20 protein-coding genes are annotated in these 18,031 nt (G+C 54.3%); 7 read left to right on the forward strand and 13 right to left on the reverse strand.

Translation table 11 applies throughout. The annotated features are described in order from the left end of the window. Nucleotides 1-108: 108 nt before the first annotated feature. Nucleotides 109-1,029: an SDR family oxidoreductase gene (locus ACYVC2_RS16060; RefSeq protein WP_461103460.1), complete on the reverse strand. Its 921-nt coding sequence runs from the start codon at nucleotides 1,027-1,029 to the stop codon at nucleotides 109-111. Nucleotides 1,030-1,119: 90 nt separating this feature from the next. On the opposite strand from ACYVC2_RS16060, the gene ACYVC2_RS16065 reads away from it, so the two are divergent. Continuing rightward, a complete protein-coding gene (locus tag ACYVC2_RS16065) occupies nucleotides 1,120-1,977 on the forward strand; it encodes an AraC family transcriptional regulator (protein WP_461103462.1) in 858 nt (285 codons plus the stop codon). Between the two features lie 14 nt (nucleotides 1,978-1,991). On the opposite strand, the gene ACYVC2_RS16070 is transcribed toward ACYVC2_RS16065, so the two are convergent. The 3 genes from ACYVC2_RS16070 to ACYVC2_RS16080 form a co-directional block, all read right to left on the reverse strand. Next, nucleotides 1,992-2,885 (reverse strand): hypothetical protein, encoded by an 894-nt coding sequence (locus ACYVC2_RS16070; RefSeq protein ID WP_461103464.1) that lies wholly within the window; start codon nucleotides 2,883-2,885, stop codon nucleotides 1,992-1,994. A 94-nt stretch (nucleotides 2,886-2,979) separates the two neighbouring features. Further along, nucleotides 2,980-5,418, reverse strand: coding sequence for a glycoside hydrolase family 20 protein (locus ACYVC2_RS16075; protein ID WP_461103466.1), 2,439 nt, complete (start codon nucleotides 5,416-5,418; stop codon nucleotides 2,980-2,982). A gap of 144 nt (nucleotides 5,419-5,562) precedes the next feature. Further along, a complete protein-coding gene (locus ACYVC2_RS16080) occupies nucleotides 5,563-6,513 on the reverse strand; it encodes a homoserine kinase (protein ID WP_461103468.1) in 951 nt (316 codons plus the stop codon). A gap of 303 nt (nucleotides 6,514-6,816) precedes the next feature. Here ACYVC2_RS16080 and ACYVC2_RS16085 point away from each other — a divergent pair, with 303 nt between their 5' ends. Further along, nucleotides 6,817-7,200 (forward strand): hypothetical protein, encoded by a 384-nt coding sequence (locus tag ACYVC2_RS16085; protein ID WP_461103470.1) that lies wholly within the window; start codon nucleotides 6,817-6,819, stop codon nucleotides 7,198-7,200. 106 nt (nucleotides 7,201-7,306) lie between these two features. On the opposite strand, the gene ACYVC2_RS16090 is transcribed toward ACYVC2_RS16085, so the two are convergent. After that, a complete protein-coding gene (locus ACYVC2_RS16090) occupies nucleotides 7,307-7,786 on the reverse strand; it encodes a hypothetical protein (RefSeq protein WP_461103472.1) in 480 nt (159 codons plus the stop codon). 137 nt (nucleotides 7,787-7,923) lie between these two features. Then, the gene (locus ACYVC2_RS16095) at nucleotides 7,924-8,490 is read right to left on the reverse strand and encodes a hypothetical protein (protein ID WP_461103474.1); all 567 of its coding nucleotides are present in this window, start codon (nucleotides 8,488-8,490) and stop codon (nucleotides 7,924-7,926) included. A gap of 202 nt (nucleotides 8,491-8,692) precedes the next feature. Here ACYVC2_RS16095 and ACYVC2_RS16100 point away from each other — a divergent pair, with 202 nt between their 5' ends. The 3 genes from ACYVC2_RS16100 (at nucleotide 8,693) to ACYVC2_RS16110 (ending at nucleotide 11,749) form a co-directional block, all read left to right on the forward strand. After that, nucleotides 8,693-9,553 carry an SDR family NAD(P)-dependent oxidoreductase gene (locus tag ACYVC2_RS16100; RefSeq protein WP_461103476.1) on the forward strand — a complete coding sequence of 287 codons (861 nt, stop codon included), beginning with the start codon at nucleotides 8,693-8,695 and terminating at the stop codon, nucleotides 9,551-9,553. Between the two features lie 13 nt (nucleotides 9,554-9,566). Further along, complete coding sequence (locus tag ACYVC2_RS16105) at nucleotides 9,567-10,412, forward strand: MBL fold metallo-hydrolase (RefSeq protein WP_461103478.1); 846 nt, start codon at nucleotides 9,567-9,569, stop codon at nucleotides 10,410-10,412. A gap of 101 nt (nucleotides 10,413-10,513) precedes the next feature. Then, on the forward strand, nucleotides 10,514-11,749 hold the full coding sequence (locus ACYVC2_RS16110; protein WP_461103480.1) for an FG-GAP repeat domain-containing protein: 1,236 nt from the start codon (nucleotides 10,514-10,516) through the stop codon (nucleotides 11,747-11,749). 77 nt (nucleotides 11,750-11,826) lie between these two features. Here ACYVC2_RS16110 and ACYVC2_RS16115 read toward each other — a convergent pair whose 3' ends face one another. The 7 genes from ACYVC2_RS16115 to ACYVC2_RS16145 form a co-directional block, all read right to left on the reverse strand. Next, on the reverse strand, nucleotides 11,827-12,174 hold the full coding sequence (locus ACYVC2_RS16115; protein ID WP_461103482.1) for a hypothetical protein: 348 nt from the start codon (nucleotides 12,172-12,174) through the stop codon (nucleotides 11,827-11,829). A gap of 1 nt (nucleotide 12,175) precedes the next feature. Next, nucleotides 12,176-12,526 (reverse strand): hypothetical protein, encoded by a 351-nt coding sequence (locus ACYVC2_RS16120; protein ID WP_461103484.1) that lies wholly within the window; start codon nucleotides 12,524-12,526, stop codon nucleotides 12,176-12,178. A gap of 66 nt (nucleotides 12,527-12,592) precedes the next feature. Further along, the gene (locus tag ACYVC2_RS16125; RefSeq protein ID WP_461103486.1) at nucleotides 12,593-12,940 is read right to left on the reverse strand and encodes a hypothetical protein; all 348 of its coding nucleotides are present in this window, start codon (nucleotides 12,938-12,940) and stop codon (nucleotides 12,593-12,595) included. A gap of 55 nt (nucleotides 12,941-12,995) precedes the next feature. Beyond that, the gene (locus ACYVC2_RS16130) at nucleotides 12,996-13,355 is read right to left on the reverse strand and encodes a hypothetical protein (protein WP_461103488.1); all 360 of its coding nucleotides are present in this window, start codon (nucleotides 13,353-13,355) and stop codon (nucleotides 12,996-12,998) included. Between the two features lie 177 nt (nucleotides 13,356-13,532). Beyond that, on the reverse strand, nucleotides 13,533-14,231 hold the full coding sequence (locus tag ACYVC2_RS16135; protein ID WP_461103490.1) for a hypothetical protein: 699 nt from the start codon (nucleotides 14,229-14,231) through the stop codon (nucleotides 13,533-13,535). Between the two features lie 18 nt (nucleotides 14,232-14,249). Further along, on the reverse strand, nucleotides 14,250-14,624 hold the full coding sequence (locus ACYVC2_RS16140; RefSeq protein ID WP_461103492.1) for a hypothetical protein: 375 nt from the start codon (nucleotides 14,622-14,624) through the stop codon (nucleotides 14,250-14,252). Between the two features lie 24 nt (nucleotides 14,625-14,648). Further along, nucleotides 14,649-15,002: a hypothetical protein gene (locus ACYVC2_RS16145; RefSeq protein ID WP_461103494.1), complete on the reverse strand. Its 354-nt coding sequence runs from the start codon at nucleotides 15,000-15,002 to the stop codon at nucleotides 14,649-14,651. Between the two features lie 98 nt (nucleotides 15,003-15,100). Here ACYVC2_RS16145 and arfB point away from each other — a divergent pair, with 98 nt between their 5' ends. Together arfB and ACYVC2_RS16155 are read left to right on the forward strand one after the other, a co-directional pair. Beyond that, on the forward strand, nucleotides 15,101-15,502 hold the full coding sequence (gene arfB / locus ACYVC2_RS16150; protein ID WP_461103496.1) for an alternative ribosome rescue aminoacyl-tRNA hydrolase ArfB: 402 nt from the start codon (nucleotides 15,101-15,103) through the stop codon (nucleotides 15,500-15,502). Between the two features lie 161 nt (nucleotides 15,503-15,663). Next, nucleotides 15,664-17,982, forward strand: coding sequence for a GAF domain-containing protein (locus ACYVC2_RS16155; protein ID WP_461103498.1), 2,319 nt, complete (start codon nucleotides 15,664-15,666; stop codon nucleotides 17,980-17,982). Nucleotides 17,983-18,031: the final 49 nt, after the last annotated feature.

An 18,031-nucleotide genomic window follows, 5' to 3' on the forward strand; every position in this document is an offset into this window, starting at 1 on the left:
GCCTATCGGGCAGAAAAACAAGCTAATAGCCCTAAAAGTGTATGGTCTTTACCCTGATAGCCAGAATAACATTCTGGCTATCAGGGTATATGCAGAATCACGGATGAGTTAGGAGAAAGCAGGCGCGTAATCCCGCGCGAACTGCGTAAACGTATACGACGGGTGGCCCGTTACGTCCTGAACGACAGTGCTGATGGCATCAGCCTCGTGGCGACTGTAATGTGCATAGTCTTCGATCAATCCTTCAGCCTGCCAGGCCGGAAACCCGGCTTCGACCAACGCATTCCGCATAACCTCGGGTGGAATGTCTACGAAGGTAATGGGGCGCGCCAGAGCGGTGGAAAGCTGATCTGCCATTTCATCATGGGTAAGCGCTTCCGGACCGGTGAGCGTATAGGTTTGGCCTTCGTGCCCGGAGTTGAGTAAGACCGTAGCGGCCACGGCGGCAATATCGCGGATATCGATGGCGCTGATCCGGGCGTCGCCGATGGCCGCAAAGAACTGGCTCTGATGACGAATCGATTCCCTGAAGCTCAGCAGTCCCTGCATAAACAGATTGGGGCGCAGAAAGGTAAACGGAATGCCAGATGCCTCGATCGCCTGCTCGACCACGGCGTGATAGCGAAGAAAGCGGACGGGCGAATCGACGCGGGCAGCCAACTGCGATAGTTTGACCAGGTGTCGGAGTCCGGATTTCTGCGCAGCCGCAACGAAGGCCAGTTGTTGCGCTTCAGCCTGTTCGGAAGAGTTGGTCAGCAGAAAAGCCCGCTCGATACCCGTCAGCGCCTGGGCCAGGGTGGCCGGATCGTTGAAATCACCGGCGACGACTTCGGCATGAGGAAGCGCCGATAGGGCCTGTGCCTGTTTCGGTGATCGGACCATCGCCCGAAACCGAATTCCTTGCTCAGACAGCAGTCGGGTCAGTTCGGTTCCGATGCTGCCGGTGGCTCCGGTAATCAGAATTTTCGGTGCGTTGGTCTGGGTGGATTCCGATTCGGATGGCGTAGCGGAATTTAGGGTCGTATTCATACGTTTGTAAAGAAATGGGCTATCAGACCCGGTTGATTGATACGACAAAGGTCCGGGTGGCGACTGGCGTAAACTTGTAAGAAAACGAAGATGGCATCACCGACGAATAGTCAACTAATCGAGGCCGATGCGCGCCTGGCGACAGTATTCAGCCTTTTTTACTGCGTACAGCATTCGACACAGGCCGAGGCTTTAGAACAACAACTGCTGCCCAACTACGAAATGCTGATGCTTTTCAATTTTGGTCCGGCCATTCCGGGGCTGCTGGGCGACGAGCCGTATGTAGTCCAGCAAACCGCTGTTCTGGGTCCTTTACAAAAACTCCTGACGTATACCCTGCCACCCGGCGCTGATCTGATCGTGGTCAATTTTACCCTCAACGGATTTTACCGGCTGTTGGGTGTACCCATGCACCAGCTTCGGGACGCGCACGAATTCGACCCGGATGCGCTGATCAATAAAAGCTGCTTTCGCGATCTGTGGGAAGAAGTAGCGGCCACGCCGAACCTGTCGGATCGGCTGCAACGACTCAGCGAGTACGCACTGACCTACTTAACGCCTGTCGACGAAGCCACCCGTTCGCTGATGCATAGCATTCCTTATTTCACCCATCAGGCCGTCGACCCGATCAAGGCACTGGCAGAAACGCAGCGCGTATCGCCCCGAAGCATTCAGCTACGCTTTCAGACACAGCTGGGCTATTCGGCCAAAGAGCTGACGCGTTTTCTGCGGTTTAAGAAACTGCTCAAAGCGCTGTATCAGGAATATCCCGCACCGGTGGACTGGCTAAACCTAGTGTTTACCTTCGGCTACCATGATCATAGCCATTTGATCAAAGATTTTCAGTATTTTCTGGGCATGACGCCCCGACAGTTTTTGCGTCAGCTAGCCACAGGGGGCGTATGCATCAGCCAGTCCGGGAAGTTCTACAGTCTGGCGCTGGAATAACCTGTCGAGTCTTGTCAGAACCGGCCGACCAGGCTCATTCCGGAAAGACCGTAGTGTAGATAAGGCCTTACCTCCCATGAAAACTTTTGTTTCAGCGCCCGATTGTAATACTGAACCGCTTTCAACAGGGCACTGTGTTGATTGCCCGGTGCTGAGTAGCTGACGATGAAGCCCACCAGCATGGTTGCTACACCGGCCACGCCAAGGCCAAGGCCCGTAGGCTTATCAATCGTCGTTGGTTTGGGTGTGGTATAGCCAATTTGGGTTTGCCCGGGCGTCGTTACCGGAATCTTAACTTCAGTAGGCGGGTAGGGGCCTTTGTAGGTAAGGGTTGGGTCGCTGCCGCAAGTCCAGTTGTAGTTACCGCTGCCGTCTCCGGTACCGATCCAACTGGAGCATGGTTTGCTTACATACGTTGTGGTGGGCGGGGTTGTGTAAGTATAATAGCTCGGTTGCTGCTGTTGCTGCTCTGCCAGCGCTTTTTTGTATTCAGTCGCCTGAACGACACCGACGCAGAACATAATGAGGCCCGGAACCCACAGGGCGGCCCCCACCGAAGAGGCCGTTTTCTTCCGGGCTACAATGTCGTCAAAAGAAAGTCGCTGCTTTTCAACATCCGGATCGCCCAGCGCATTCAGGTATCTCCATAGTTCTTTCTCCGGATTCTCCACATCGATGCCATCGTAGCTGTAAATACGCCGGAGACCTGAGTGCGTGCTATAGCTTGTGTGGCTTCGACCATTGTACGTGCTGGTGCTACTGGTCGTGTAGGTATACGGAATCTCCCGAAACTCGATTGGCTTTAATGTATCACCATAGGGTTTGGGTATGCTTAGCGATTCTGGATTTTCGAATTGAGATAGTCCAGGCAGAGAGATGAGCAGTAAGGGTAAAAACAATGTCTTCATACCGTTCGTCGTTTGGCGAAAGGTATGATTATTTCAACTTAATTGAATTAATTATAGGATAATAGAAGGTTAAAGTAGAATTAATTAGGACGTACTACCGTATCTCGATCTCGTCGACGGCCAGCCGGGCCACTTTGCCGGGCGTACGCATGCCCGCTGGTACTTTGCCGACGGTCCGGGCAATAATTCGGATATAACGGGCAGTGGTAGCCTCAAATGAGTAAGGAAGCCGGATAAAGGAACGCTTACCGGTTGGGGCAGCTTCTGTGGGGGCCGTAAGCACCGGGCGAAACGTGGTACCGTCTTCCGAAACCGAAATTTCGACCTGTTTCGGAAGACAAACATTCTTAGCCGTATACCGTAAAAAACCGATTCGCACGTGTTCGATCGACTGCGGCTGTCCCAGGTCGATGACCGCGTTCAGGTCGGCGGTAAAGGCCAGAATTCCCTCGATTTCGTAGCCGCCTATGCCACCGGTGGTTCCATCGGTCAGAACATAGTTTTTGTCGGGGCGGGTACTGATCGGTGCGTTCAGCAGCGTATACGCTTTTCCGGTGGCTTTCGAAACCAGATAAGCCTTCTCGATTTTAGCGGGCCGACTCAGCGGTTTCCCGTTCAGAAACGTGGCGGTGCGAATCGTTGCTGATCTGTCCAGCACAATGGGTTTTTCTTCATATAGCGCAGAAGTTGCAGCCGGAACAGTGCCGTCCAGCGTATACCGAATTGCCGGAATGATTCCGGCAACGGGTTGCTGCCCCGGCAACAACGTAACTGCCACTTTTCCTTCGGGTGTTGGTTTGGCTGATGGCAGGGCATCGTAGAGGGTGCGGGCGTAATTGGTATTCAGATGGCTCAGCCGCTCGAAATGCGTAGTTAACCGGCGGGTGAAGTCGTCGTAATTGCGCTGGTTTTGGGGCGTCCAGACCACTTCGGCCATGGCGGCTGCCCGTGGCCAGAGCATGTATTCGAGCTGGTTGATGGTGCTGATGTATTCGGTCCAGACATTCCCCTGCGCGCCCAGAATGTGCGTGGCTTCGTCGGGTGTCAGCTCGACGGGAGTAGGGTTGTAGGCATACACGGTTGCCAGCGGCAGGAAATCTCCGAAGGCGGGCGGCTCTTGTGCCGGATCGCCCTGGTAGTGGTCGAAATAGCAGAATTTGCCGGGTGTCATGATCACGTCGTGCTGCTGCCGTGCCGCTTCGATGCCGCCTTTAATGCCCCGCCAGCTCATAACGGTAGCATTGGCCGAAAGCCGCAGCGCTGGGCTCTGGCCTTCCAGAATCTCATCCCAGCCAATAATCCGGCGGCCTTTCGAGGTTACGAACTGATCGATACGTTTGATAAAATACCGCTGCAGACCGCGTTCGTTTTTCAGGGCTTTTCGCTTGATGAGCTGCTGGCAGTAAGCATTTTTGTGCCACACGGTTTTCGGGCATTCGTCCCCGCCAATGTGAATGTACTTACCCGGAAACAGATCCATAACTTCCGTCAATACGTTCTCCAGAAACGTAAAGGTTTTCTCGGTCGGGCAGAAGACATCATCGAAGACGCCCCATTTAGTCGAAACGCGGTAGGGTTCGACATGAATGGACCGGGGTGAACAGCCTAGCTCCGGATACGACGCTAAAGCAGCCATGGCATGACCGGGCAGCTCGATTTCGGGCACAATGTCGATGTATTTGGTAGCCGCATACCGGACCACCTCACGGATATCGTCCTGGGTGTAAAAACCACCGTAAGGCGTACCGTCGAACACCTGCGGATCGAACTCATCGTAGTGCCCAACGATAGTTTCGCGCCGGTGCGACCCCACCTGTGTCAGCTTCGGGTATTTTTTGATCTCGATCCGCCAGCCCTGATCGTCGGTCAGGTGCCAGTGAAACGTGTTGAATTTGTGCAGTGCCAGCAAATCCAGGTATTTTTTGATGTAGGCTACCGGGAAGAAATGTCGGCTGACGTCCAGGTGCATCCCCCGATAAGGATACCGCGGCCGATCCTGAATCCGGCAAGCGGGGAGGGTGAGCGCAGCGGGTAGCGGAAGAAGGGTTTGGGGAGCAGGATGCTCCGCTAAAACCCCGATGCCCTTCGCTCCCTGCCCCACGCCCAGCACCGAAGGCGGCAAAAGTTGATACAGCGTTTGAATCGCGTAGAAGAACCCCTTCGGATGACCGGCTTCGACAGTTACGAGCCGGTCGGTGATATCGATGCGGTAGCCTTCGTTGCCGAGGGTCGTGTCGCGCAGCGACAGAAACTGGATCAGGTTGCCGGGCAGTGTCAGTTTGTCCAGGTTTTTTACCGGAATAGCCAGACCACTGCCCTGGTTGATCTGGTTCGTGAACGACTCGACCATCATTTTCAGGTCAGGCTGCACAAAAGGCACCATAACCGTTGTCGTGCGACTTAGGACAAAATCGCCGGTGCGCGGCTCCAACTGAGCCGGTTGCGGAATGATGGAATACCGGTTGGAAGACTGGCAGAAGCCTGCCGTAAGCGAAAGAAAAAAAGCAACGATAAAAGCGAGACGCGTAAGCATACCGGATGGGAGGGCACTTCCTCCGATTCAACGAACCAGGTCAGAAAACCGTATGGTAGCCTGCGATTCGGGATAAAACAAAGTGGTTCCGGCTTTTCGGTAAGAGCCGGAACCACTTGAATAAACAGGAGAGTGACGTAAATGTTAGGCCGCTACTTTTTCGCCGGTTAGTACTTTAGGCCCCTGCCGGTTGATTTGCGAGACGTAGGCTTCGCTGGTAATACCCACCGATAGAAAAGCCTGCTGCATGGCTGCTCCGACTTGGTCGGCGGTTTGGGCGTCGCGGCTAAGCGCAAACATCGACGGACCCGACCCCGAAATGCTGCACCCCAGCGCTCCGTTTTCGAGAGCGGCCTGCTTGACTTCGTTGAATTCGGGAATCAGAATGGCCCGAACGGGTTCAATGATGACGTCGACCAGCGAACGGCTGATAAGGTCATAATCGGGGGTCATCAGGCCTGCGATCAGACCTGCTACGTTCCCCATCTGCGTGATGGTATTTTTCAGCGAAACCTCGTTCTTCAGGATGAACCGGGCGTCTTTGGTATTGACTTCAATATCGGGATGAACAAGGGTGCAGAACAGATTCGCTGGGGTTTCGATCCGGATAACATCCAGTGGCTGGTAACTCCGGACCACCACAAAACCACCCAATAACGACGGACCTACGTTATCGGCGTGCGCTGATCCACAGGCAATTCGTTCGCCTTCCATGGCGAATGGCAGCAGTTTCATGGTCGGCAACGGTCGACCCAGCAGTTCGTTGACAGCGTACACACCCGCCACCGCACTGGCTGCGCTAGACCCCAGACCACTGCCCAGCGGCATCTGCTTATGCAGAATGACGTCGAGGCCCAGATCGGTTCTATTCAGGTGCTTGAGATAGGTCTGAATGGCGATACCCGCCGTGTTTCGGGAGGCTTCGCGTGGCAGGCGACCTTCATCGCCAATGATATCGGTGATTCGAACTCCTGGTTCATCGCTACGTGTCAGCACGATCTGATCACCCGGATTATCGACCGCAAAGCCAAAAATATCAAATCCACAGGCGACGTTGGCGACGGTTGCCGGGGCAAAAACAGTAATTGAGTCCACGAGAAGTGAGTGAGCTTATCTGCAAGTTTAGCGATTTCGCCCCGGAAAATCAACGTTGCTGACTTTTCTCCTAGGGGTCTGTTAACCGGAACACGCGGGCAGGCCTTCCGACACCCGACTAACCATCCGGATCCGTCGGAAATTCTTACTTAGCAGACGCTTCATACTATTGAGTAATTATACTTTATGGTAAACTAGGTAAAATTGGCAGTTAAAAAAGCATTAAAACTGCAACGTATTGACTGCCTACACCGTAACCAATTCTGGAGTATCAACACATTCCTACTTTTCCTACATATGCACATGAAGAAGTCTATTCTAATGGGTTGTGTCGCAGCCACGCTTATGGGCGGGTATGCCTGCACAAAAAACTCGGATCTTTCACCTACTGATGCCGATGCATCGGCACGGACCAGCGCCGTTTCGTCGGGTACGGCTACCGGACCGCATTCGGGCACGGCGACTCCACCGCACAGTGGCACCGATACGCCCCCTCATAGCGGTACGGGTGGTCCGGGCGGCCCACCCCCGGGTCCACCGCATAGCGGTACGGCAACACCTCCACAGAGTGGCACTGGTCATCCGGGTGGACCACCGCCGACACCCCCGCACAGCGGAACGGCAACACCACCACCCAGCGGTACAGCCGGACCTGGTAAGCCGCACCCCGGCCCGCACCGCGGCTAATAGACAATAAAAACCGCCAGATTCGTCGCAAATCTGGCGGTTTTGCCGGCTGGTATCGGCAGTAACAAACCGTGCCACGGTTTGTTACTGCCGATACCCGAAACTATTATTCACCAAAAAACTGGTTCCAGACGCTCTTGGCCTTTTCTTTGGCGGCTTCGATCTGAAGGGCGGCTTCTGCCTTTAGCTCATCCAGTTTAACCTGAGCCGCCTGGAGCTGTACGGTTGCTTCCGCTTTCATTTCATCGAACTTATCTTCAGCTACGTCTGAGAGTTCATCCGCTTTAGCCGAAGCGGCTGCAAAGGCGGTTTCGGCCTGGGCCTGCAGATTGGCCAGGTTTTCGGCAGTGGCGGCTTTGGCCGCTTCGAAATGTTCGGTGGCCTTGGCTTTTAACCCGTCTATATCAATATCTTTCCCGAACTCCTGCGCCTGGGCTACCAGCTTGTCTTTCATTTCGTCGAGCTGGACGGCGGCTGCGTTCAGGTGCTGACCCGCTTCGGTTTTGAAGGATTCCAGCTTTTCGGCCGTGGTGGCTTTGGCGGCCTGTACGTCTTCTATCGGTTTGGGAGATGGGTTGGTTTCCATGTGATTCCGTATGGGTGTTTACTACTGACCGAAAATTGACCAGAAACGACGGGAAAAGCAAAGCGAAAAAGGAAGAAGGGTGAAAGGAGCGGCAGAAAGGTGAAAATTCAGGCTTTTAACGACTCCCGGTTGTTGCCCTATCCTAAACGCCGGACAAGTAAACTGTTTACTAACTCAAAAAGCCCGGCGGGTTTGAGGGTACGCCAGTTGGCAATGTCGAGCGTACCGCCGAAATTGATGTAATAATCGAGGTGGTATTTCTTCCATTCGCGTTCGATAAACTCCGGCGAATGAATGGCCGCAATCCAGCCGTCTTCTACGTCTTCGAACCATTCCTCATAATAACTGTCGTCGGAGCCGTGGAAGTTGAGAATGTTCTCGGCGATCAGAATAAAGTATTTGATCTCCTGCTGTACCAGCGGATCGACTACCTGGCGCTTCAGGTACATGATGTCATTGTGAAGCGTGTCGTTCCATTCGCCGAAGAGTTCGATCACCGCAAACTGCCGGTCGTAATTAGCGAAGAGAATTTTGCAATAAAGCGTTTCGGAGCCGATTTCGTCCCAGAGCGGATGAATATAATACCCGTAGATGGTATTCTCGTACTGCTGCATGTTGTACTCTCGTTCATAGAACGGCGACTGCTCGTCTTCCGACGCGGTATAGTATTTTTCCCAGCCATAAAAAGGCTCGATATCCTGCATAAGTCAAAGGCAACAGAGTGGATGAGAAAGTCGATATGGCTGGGGGCAGCCAGCAACTTGCCCAATAATTGCGTAACAGATTTTACAACGAATTGGTTGGGGGCCCGCGTACGTCGACACTGGGCTGGAACGTGATTTTTTAGTGGATTTCTACACCGGTCCACATGCTGAAAAACGGCGCAGTTCCGTGTAGCTTTACCGCATGAAACCCGTCAGTAAATATATTCTCATCACCGGCGTCTCGACCGGCATTGGCTACGGTGCGGCCCGACAGTTTATCCGGCGCGGCTACACTGTTTTTGGCAGCGTCCGGACCCAGGCTGATGCCGACCAACTACAGCAGGAGTTCGGAGAAAACTTTACGCCCTTGCTGTTCGATGTAACCGACGCCGAAGCCGTACACAAAGCGGGGGCGTTGCTGGCAGAGCGGCTCCACGGAGAGGGCCTGGGTGGGTTGATCAACAACGCGGGGGTCGCCATCGGTGGACCGTTGCAATACCAGCCCCTAGAAACGGTTCGTCGGCATTTCGATGTCAATGTACTGGGGCTGCTCCAGGTCACCCAGGCCTTTCTGCCGTTGCTTGGCGCCCGGCCAGACCACCCGGTTCAGCCGGGCCGGATTCTGAACATCAGCTCGGTCAACGGGCAGGTAGCTATCCCGTTTATGGGCGCCTACGTAGGAACCAAGCACGCACTGGAAGGCCTCTCGCACAGCCTTCGCCGGGAGCTGGCCCTGTTCGGCATCCGGGTGATCATTATTGGTCCAGGAGCCGTAAAGACACCGATCTGGCAAAAAGGAACTGACATCAGCGCTTACAAAACAACCGCCTATTATCCGGCCATGCAGTGGTTTCGGAAACAGGTCGAAGCCTCGGAAGCGGGCGGCTTGTCGATCCATGCGGTTGGCGAGCGAATTGTGGATATTTACGAGAAAAAACATCCCAATATCCGATACGCTCTGCTACCGAATAAACTGACCGGCTGGATCGTGCCCCACCTGATCCCAGACCGCGTCCTGGACTGGGTGCTGGGGCGAATGAGCGGACTGAGATCAAAGGCGTAGCCAACGGAGAACCATGCTAAAACCTGCTTTTCAAAAAGACGATCGCTTACTGGCCGATATAGCCACCGCCCGACATCAGCCTGAGGCATTGCACATCTGGTGGCTGGGCCAGAGCGGATTCCTGCTACAGCACAACGGAAAAGCCGTGCTGTTTGACCCGTATCTGTCAGACTCACTGACGGAGAAATATGCCGCTACCGACAAGCCCCATGTCCGAATTTCGGAGCGGGTCATCGATGCGTCGCAGCTAGGCATGGTTGATGTGGTTACCTCCAGCCATAATCACACCGACCATCTGGACCGCGAGACACTGCTTCCACTGATGTCAGCCAACCCAGAACTTCGATTCGTGATTCCGGAGGCTAACCGGGCATTCGTTGCCGATCGATTAGGGACCGATTTAGCCTGGCCTGTTGGGCTAACCGATGGACAAACAGCAACCGTCGGCGGCTTTGTAGTTCATGGGGTTCCGGCAGCTCACAATGAACTCGAACGCGACGCCGAAGGCCGCTGTAAATTCATGGGGTTTGTCGTCGAAGTCGGTCCCTATCGCGTGTATCATTCCGGCGATACGCTCTGGTACGAAGGAATGGTCGATATCCTGCGGCCTTTCCGGGTAGATGTAGCCTTTCTGCCCATCAACGGCAACCGGCCCGAACGGCGCGTGGCGGGTAACCTGGATGCGGACGAAGCCGCCCGGCTCGGCCGCTACATCGGAGCTAGACTCGTTGTTCCGCATCATTATGACCTGTTCGCCTTCAACACCGCCGATCCGGCCGATTTTGTCGACGCCTGCGAGCGGTACGGCACTCCGCACCGGGTGATGCAACTGGGTGAACGGATCAGTATAAGCCGGTAGAAGTGCCAGCCGGACCACTTTACCGAATGAACATCAACGCAGGCGTTTTGCTGTGAACCGTGGCACGGTTCACGGCAAAACGCTTATTATCAACAAACGCCATGCGCAGTCAAAACCTTCTTCTTTCGCTAATTACCGCCTTCTTTATACCGAATCTGGCTCTACAGGCTCAGCCCGGAACCCCGAATTTTAAAATTCAGGTGGTGGATAATCAGATTAATATTGGATACGGTCTGGCCATCGGCGATGTCGACGGCGATCGGAAACCCGATATTCTGCTGGCGGACCAGAAAGAGTTTGTCTGGTATAAAAATCCCGGCGACAAAACGACGGCCTGGAAACGGTACGTCATGGCTGCCAACCTGACGCCCCAGGATAACGTCTGCATTGCGGCCCGTGATCTGGACGGCGATGGGCGCGTCGAAGTCGCTGTAGGAGCTGGCTGGAATCCGGCCGAGACGGTCGACAGTACCAAGTCGGGAGCCGTTTTCTACCTTGTTCGGCCACAGGACCCAACGCAACGCTGGGAACCCATTCGGTTGCCGCATGAAGTGACCACGCACCGCATGCGCTGGGCCAAAATCGGAAAGGACCGATACCAGTTGATCGTGGTTCCGCTACATGGACTGGGGAACAAAAACGGCGAGGGCAAAGGCGTTCGGATATGGGGGTATGAGCTACCCAAAAATCCGCGGTCGCCCTGGAAGCGTTACCTGGTTGATTCGACTATGCACCTGACCCATAATTTTGAAATCTGGGAGGATGACAACACCACCGCCATGATCGTGGCCGGAAAAGAAGGCGGGGGTATTTTCGAATGGCGAAAAAATAAATGGCATGCGTTCGAAGATGAATCCGCTCGCAACGCACTACCGATGCTGACCAAAGGCGCTGAGGGCATCGGCGAAATCCGGCGGCTGGATAAGGGCAAAAGCATCGCAACCATTCAGCCCATGCATGGAAACCTGCTTCAGGTAGAAACGGGCTATTATTCGTTTCATAAACCTCTGCAGTTGGTGACGGACAAAGAAATATCGGTGCTTACGGATATATTCAGTCAGGGCCACGGGCTGGTTTGCGGTGATTTTCTGGGGCTGGGTAGCGATCAGATCATAGCGGGCTGGCGGAACCCGAATGCTGAGAAGAAAGTTGGTATCCGGTTGTATAAGCCCCAGGAAGAGAACAACATACAGGGTTATCCACTGGACGATAGCGTACGCATGGCCTGCGAAGATCTACAGGCTGCCGACCTCGACGGCGACGGCGATCTGGACGTGATTGCCTCAGGCCGGGCCACCCTGAACGTCTTGATCTACTGGAATCAACGGAAACCGTAGCGTAGTAGCCAGTAAGCCGTATTTAGTTCAACGGGATTCGGTATGACCCCGCAGAGGTCATACCGAATCCCGTTGAACTACTGTTGAATCTGGCCGGCCAGGGAGCGCAGGGCCGATGCCAGACCTTCCAGGCGGCCGGAAATGTCACCTTCAGAACCCGTAAACGTGCTGAGCTCAACGGTTTGATCCGCCAGGGCTTCCAGCAACTGACTCAACTCCCGGTTGTTGATCTGATCGCTCTCCAACTGCGTTTTTACTCGTTCGAGCGTATTGGCAATGTCTTTGGCGTTTTCGGTTTTGTGGAGCTGAACTAGCCACCGATCGATAACGCCCAGTCCGCTTTGTGGCGTGGCCTGGGTGGAGTTGCTCTCCAGCACATCCATCGTGGCGTCGAGCAAATCTGTGGATTCTTCGTGGGTGAACATATCAGAGCTGACCAGTAAAATTGCGTAACGAATTCGCCAACTGCTTGAGCTGATGCGCCGTTGTTCCGTCGACGGCGGGCTCATGCGAGAGGGCCAGCGTATGACTGGCCATGCTTAGCAGCAGATGCCGGATTTTTTCGCCGTCGTAAACCCCGGTTTTCAGATGATCGCGCAGGGTGCCTATTTCGGCCAGAATTCGTTCGGCACCCACGTCGCCAGGCAGGGCATTGAGCCAGCCCTCGAGCAGCAAAAGCCCCTGCTCGGGTGTAATTTGCACATGATGACCATCACCGAAAGCGCCCAGCGTATCCGTTAGCATCCGGTGTTCAAGCGTAGTTCCTGTTCCTTCCATGTTTATCGTGTAGTAAATAAGGCTTTTGTCGTCTGGCTATTTACCTGGCCAGACGACAAAAAGTGATTAAGATTGACTTCCTAGATGTCGCAGAATTTTCGACAGACTTACCAGCCCACCCGTCCAGGTACCTTCGGAGGTAGGGGCTTCAGCTACCTGCTGGGCCTGATCGGCCAGACTCACAAGCAGATCCCGGATATAGGGGCCGTCGGGTTGGGCGGCCTGTAAAGCGGTCCGTAGCTCGCTGAGCTGACCCGTCAGCTGATCCAGGTTGGGCTCGCCCTGTAGGGCCTGCAGCCAGCCGTCGATGAGCATAATGCCCTGAGCCGGGCTGACAGCGTCCAGTTCATTCTTGCGAAACGTACTGAGGGTCTCATTGAGCATACCCTCTTCCAATCGATTCGATCCTAGCATATAGTGGGGTATCGATAAATAGCTGAGTTGATTAGGGTCGTCGATTTCGGGTAACTTACCGATGGTCGACGACCGGCTGGCCCGCCAGTTGACGAAGCGTCGTTGCCAGCTTCTCCAGTTTATTGACCGTTTGTTCCTGAATGGCTCCTCCCTGGGCCAGTTGCGAGGTGTAGTCGGCCAGGGCTAACAACAGCTCCCGAACGATGTCCGGGTCCGGATGGTTGAGCTTCAACTGATCCCGGAGTTCCGTTAATTTGCCTTCGATGAGCTGCGTACCCTCATTACCGCCAATGACCTTGAGCCAGCCGTCGATCAGGTCGACTCGCTCGGGCGATGAATCAGTAATCGAATTATGTTCGTCGGTAAGACTGGCCATTTTTTCGAACAGCCGCTGGTCTAATGCGTGAGAAGCCATAGTTTTTTTGATTGGTAATGGGCCGACGCGTCGGCTTTTTCAGCCCATTGGTGGTTTGTTGTTAAGCAAATAACCCGGTCTGAGGGTGCTTTGTTCAGAGCCCGACGAGCGCGTAGCGCGTCAACAAAAAGCCTCCGGAGCCTGACCTCAGACTAGCCGGATAGCTTTGGCCGTTGGTCAGTACTGCGATCGGCCACCCGACTGGCTGGTAGCCGTGTCGCCCGTACCGCCCGATACGCCCATGCCATCCACTCGCGATGTGTCCGACCGGGATTCTTCCGACTCGGTCGAATTGTCATAGCTCGAATCGCCGGTATCTTCGTCGGACGAGCGGTCTTTGGTCGGGCCTCCGTCGCTACCGGTGGTGTCGTCCATATCACCTGGTTCGGTGGCATTGCTGATGGTTCCGCCATTGCGACCAGCCAGTTCGTCGCTGCTGGCACCGAAAGTAGAAGCGCCGACACCACTGTGGGTCGACTCGCCCCCCACGGTGCTGGTCATGGGCGCCTGGCCCCCCGTTTTAGCAGGCCCCGACGCTCCGCCTACCTGTTGGCTGAAACTTTGCAGCGCACCCGACAGGGTGTTCAGTTTCGGCTGGCTGTCCCGGTCCGCCGAATCCGTAATTTGTTTGGTCTGCGCCGTCAGGTTTTTCAGAATCTGTTGGATCGACGCTCCGTCGAGGTTGCCGCTCTGCAATTCGGCTTTCAGCTCGCGGAGTTCGCCGACAAGGGCTTTGCCTGACTCGTCGGCGTCCAGAAAACTGACCCAACTGTCGACGAGCGAGAGGCCATCCGTGGGCGAAATACTGGTAACATCGCCGTTGAAGGCCTTCACCGTGATGTTTATTAAATTAGAAGCATGATCATCTAGTGCCATAACTATCTGTTATTTGGGTTATTCGATGCGGCTAACTGCCTGCTGATGTAAGTTTTCGAGTACGGCAATGAGTTGCGAAAGCTCGACCTGCTCGGCGCTGGCTTCTACCGAAGCCGCTACGTTCCGGGTCTGTTCGATCAATTCCTGTAAAAGTGAGGCAATGCGCGCGTTGTCGATCCGGTTATAGCGCTGGGCCGTATCCAGCTCGGGGCGTAATCGTTCGAGTGTTTCGGCGATGTCGTCGGTGGCATCGTCGCCAGCTTCTTCCAAGCGGTTCAGCCATTTGTCGATGAGCGCCATGCCGTCCGTAGCCGTTGTCGTGTCGATGTTTCCATCGAGGGTATTTACCGTTTCGTCGATGAGCGAAATCTGCGATTGATTCTTGGAAATCATTGTCTGATCGGTTGAGTAGTTGGGTTAATGCATTTGCGCGTTGGCCAGGTTCTGGGCAAAACCTTTCAGTACCGTCGACAGGTTCTGCAAATCCTCTTTATTATGGCCCTGGGCATCATTATTGGCAAAGTCGATAGTGATACCGCTAAGATTATGCAGCAGTTCATCGACTTCGTGCCGCTTATGCGCCTGGACGGCCGTCTGGAGTTTTTCGAGAGGTTCGGTTAGCCACTGGGTACTCACATTCGACCGCACGACCTCGATCCATTCCTGAATCAGATCGGCCCCCTCATCGGGTGTCGTTGCCGACACGTCGCCCCCGAGCGCCGAAAACGTGCGATCGAGAAGATCGTTGATTGGTTGCTGCTGCTGTGTCATACCGTTGAATCCGTTAGTTTTGAAAAAAGAACTGCCTCCTCCGGTGATTGTTCGCCAGACGGTTAGGTTTTCAGTACTATTCCCTCGTTCGATTCCGTATGGATGCTACTCGCTTAGTGCCCGAACTTCAGTATCAGTTTGCCCGCAGTGGTGGGGCAGGCGGACAGAATGTCAATAAAGTAGCCACAAAAGCGGAGCTGCGCTTTAGCGTGCGTCATTCTGTCCTGCTTACAGACGACGAGCGAGCAGTTCTGGAAGAAAAGTTAGCCAACAAGCTCACCACCGACGGCGACCTGGTGCTGACGCATCAGACCGAGCGGACTCAACTGGCCAATAAAGAAAAGGTAACGGCCAAGTTTTACCGGCTGATTGCAAAGGCCTTTGAGAAACCGAAGCCTCGCAAAGCCACAAAACCATCCAAAGCCGCCGTCGAAGAGCGAATTGCCGGTAAAAAACACAAAAGCGACGCGAAGGCCCGCCGGAAAAAAGTAGATTATTAGCCGAGGAGCCGGAATCTGGCGCTATGTCATGGACTTATTGGCATTTATTGATCTTTTTGGCGCATTTAGCTGTTAGAATTTATTACATAGCACGGTCTTTGCACCAGTGAAGACGCTACCTAATACCGTATGCTACCACTTATACAACCAGTTGATCAACAATGGATACTCAGGACGATGACCTTCAACAGGCCGATCTATCGCCCCGGTTCAGGTTATCTTTCAAGCCATTTATAGATTACCTGAAGCAGCAAAAAGCGCTGAATGGCTGTTCCGTAGAGCTGGATCGCCTGCGTGAATTTTTAATTCAGAAACTAACAGCCTTCTTCCCGGATGAAAACCAGGATGAGCAGGCCTATGATCCGGATCAATTAGCCGAATTATTTCAACTGATCACGTTCAGTGTGTTACCCCTGACTCGCATGAATCAGGATCTTCCGTATGCCTTCGGCCTGCCTCAGCCCTTGCGGCTGTTTCATTACTCGGCCGAGTTTGGCCGCCTGATGAGTCAGAAAGCGGCCATGCCAATGGAACTGAAAATGCAGGTGACCGCCGATGAACGGCTTCGCTTCGGCTACCGGATGATTCTGGAAAAATGCTACAAGGTGCAGTTGCCCAAAAAACCGTCTGTGCTCACGTTTCAGAAAGAAGCCGCTGGATTGGTGACCTATTATCGCATCAACGTCGATAATACGTTCATGAACCCGATTCCGCCGGCTGAACTGCCCCCCCTTCAACCCGAGTGGATCGATTTTGCCAGGGGCCTGATTTCATCCCGTCATGAGCTGGCGCAGCCGATGCCGGTTCAGGAGTTTCTGATGGAAGGCTTCAACTTTTTTCTGATCGAAGACGTCACGGAAACGGAAACGACCCAGCGGCTTCGGGAGATTTTTGCCCACCTGCAATCGGAACCCGAACCGGTCATCTACAACCGCTTCGAGCAAACCCTCCGTAACTTTGGTGGACAGCCGGACCTTCAGATCGGGATTGTGCCGTTTCTGCAGGTCAATGACCGGTATGTGCATTACCCAGCTTTTGCGTCGCGCAGCGTGTTTCTGACGCACTCGGGAACCTTGTCGGTTGAACAGGCGGCCCTCGAACGGATTATTCAGTACATCGGTCGCCACGGCCAGCCAACCGTAACGCCCGATCTGACGCAGGCGCGGGGGTCGCATCTGCGGGCGTTGCATAAGCGAGGTATCCGGAGCTTTTTGTTTTATCCTATCCGGATGGGAAATCAATTGCTGGGTACGCTCGAAATGGCCAGCCCCCATGCCAACGCCCTGAACGAAGAAACGCTGCGGAAATTCGAATCCGTCATTCCGCTGGTGCAGGAGTTTCTGTTGTACCAGCGTGGGCAGTTCAATGCTGCCCTGGACCGGATCATCAAGCAGCAGTTCACCAACCTGCAACCCGCCGTCGAGTGGAAATTCAACGAAGCGGCCTGGCACACACTCCTGGAACAAACGAAACCTTCACGGAACGAAATCAACCGGGTTCGGTTTCCGAAAGTGTACCCGATCTACGGGGCCATCGATATTCGGAATTCGTCCATCGAACGACATAAAGCCATACAGCAGGATTTCTCCCAGCAACTGGCTGCTATTACAGTCATTTTCGACTGCCCGATCATGCCCAACGAATTGCTGCTGCCGGATTTGCTGCTGAGTAAGGTGAAACACTGGCAGAAGCGGCTGGCGGCCGAGCTGAACCCAGACGATGAAGCCGAAATTACCCTGTTTCTGACCGACGAAATTCGACCATATCTGCAACACCTGCAGGGTAATCATCCGGAGCTGGCCGATTCCATACAGCACTATTTCAGCCAGTTGGATGAAACGACCGGCCAATTCAACCAGGCGCTGAAAGCGTATGAGCGAAGTATACGATGGCTGAACACGACGGTCAAGGACTACATCAGCGAAGCTGAAACCAAACTCCAGGCCATCTATCCGCACTATGCCGAAACCTTCCGGACCGATGGGCTGGAATACACGCTTTACGTCGGTCAGTCCATGGCACCTCAGCGGCCGTTCGAGCCCGAACACTTGCACCAGCTCTACGCCTGGCAGCTGTCGTCAATGATCGACATTGCCCGCCTGACGCACCGATTGCGCCCGCATTTGCCGCTGCCCCTGCAAACCACGCAACTTATTTTGGCACAGTCGCATCCGCTGGACATCAACTTCCGGCAGGACGAACACCGGTTCGATGTTGAAGGGTCATACAGCATTCGGTATGAGGTAATTAAGAAGCGGATCGATAAGGCGTATATTCTGGATACCAGCGAGCGGCTTACCCAGCCGGGCACCGTTGCGCTGGTATATGCCAATCATCAGGATATTGCCCCCTACCTGCCACTGATCGAAACCCTGCGGGATCAGCAAAAAATACAGCACACCGTCGATCAGGTCGAGCTGGAGCCGCTGCAGGGGGTCTTCGGTCTGAAAGCATTGCGATTGCACATTAATTTCGATTGAGACGGACATCAGTTGAGAGGTCGGAGTCGTGCCACGGCTCCGACCTCTC

This window comes from Spirosoma koreense (assembly GCF_054777875.1).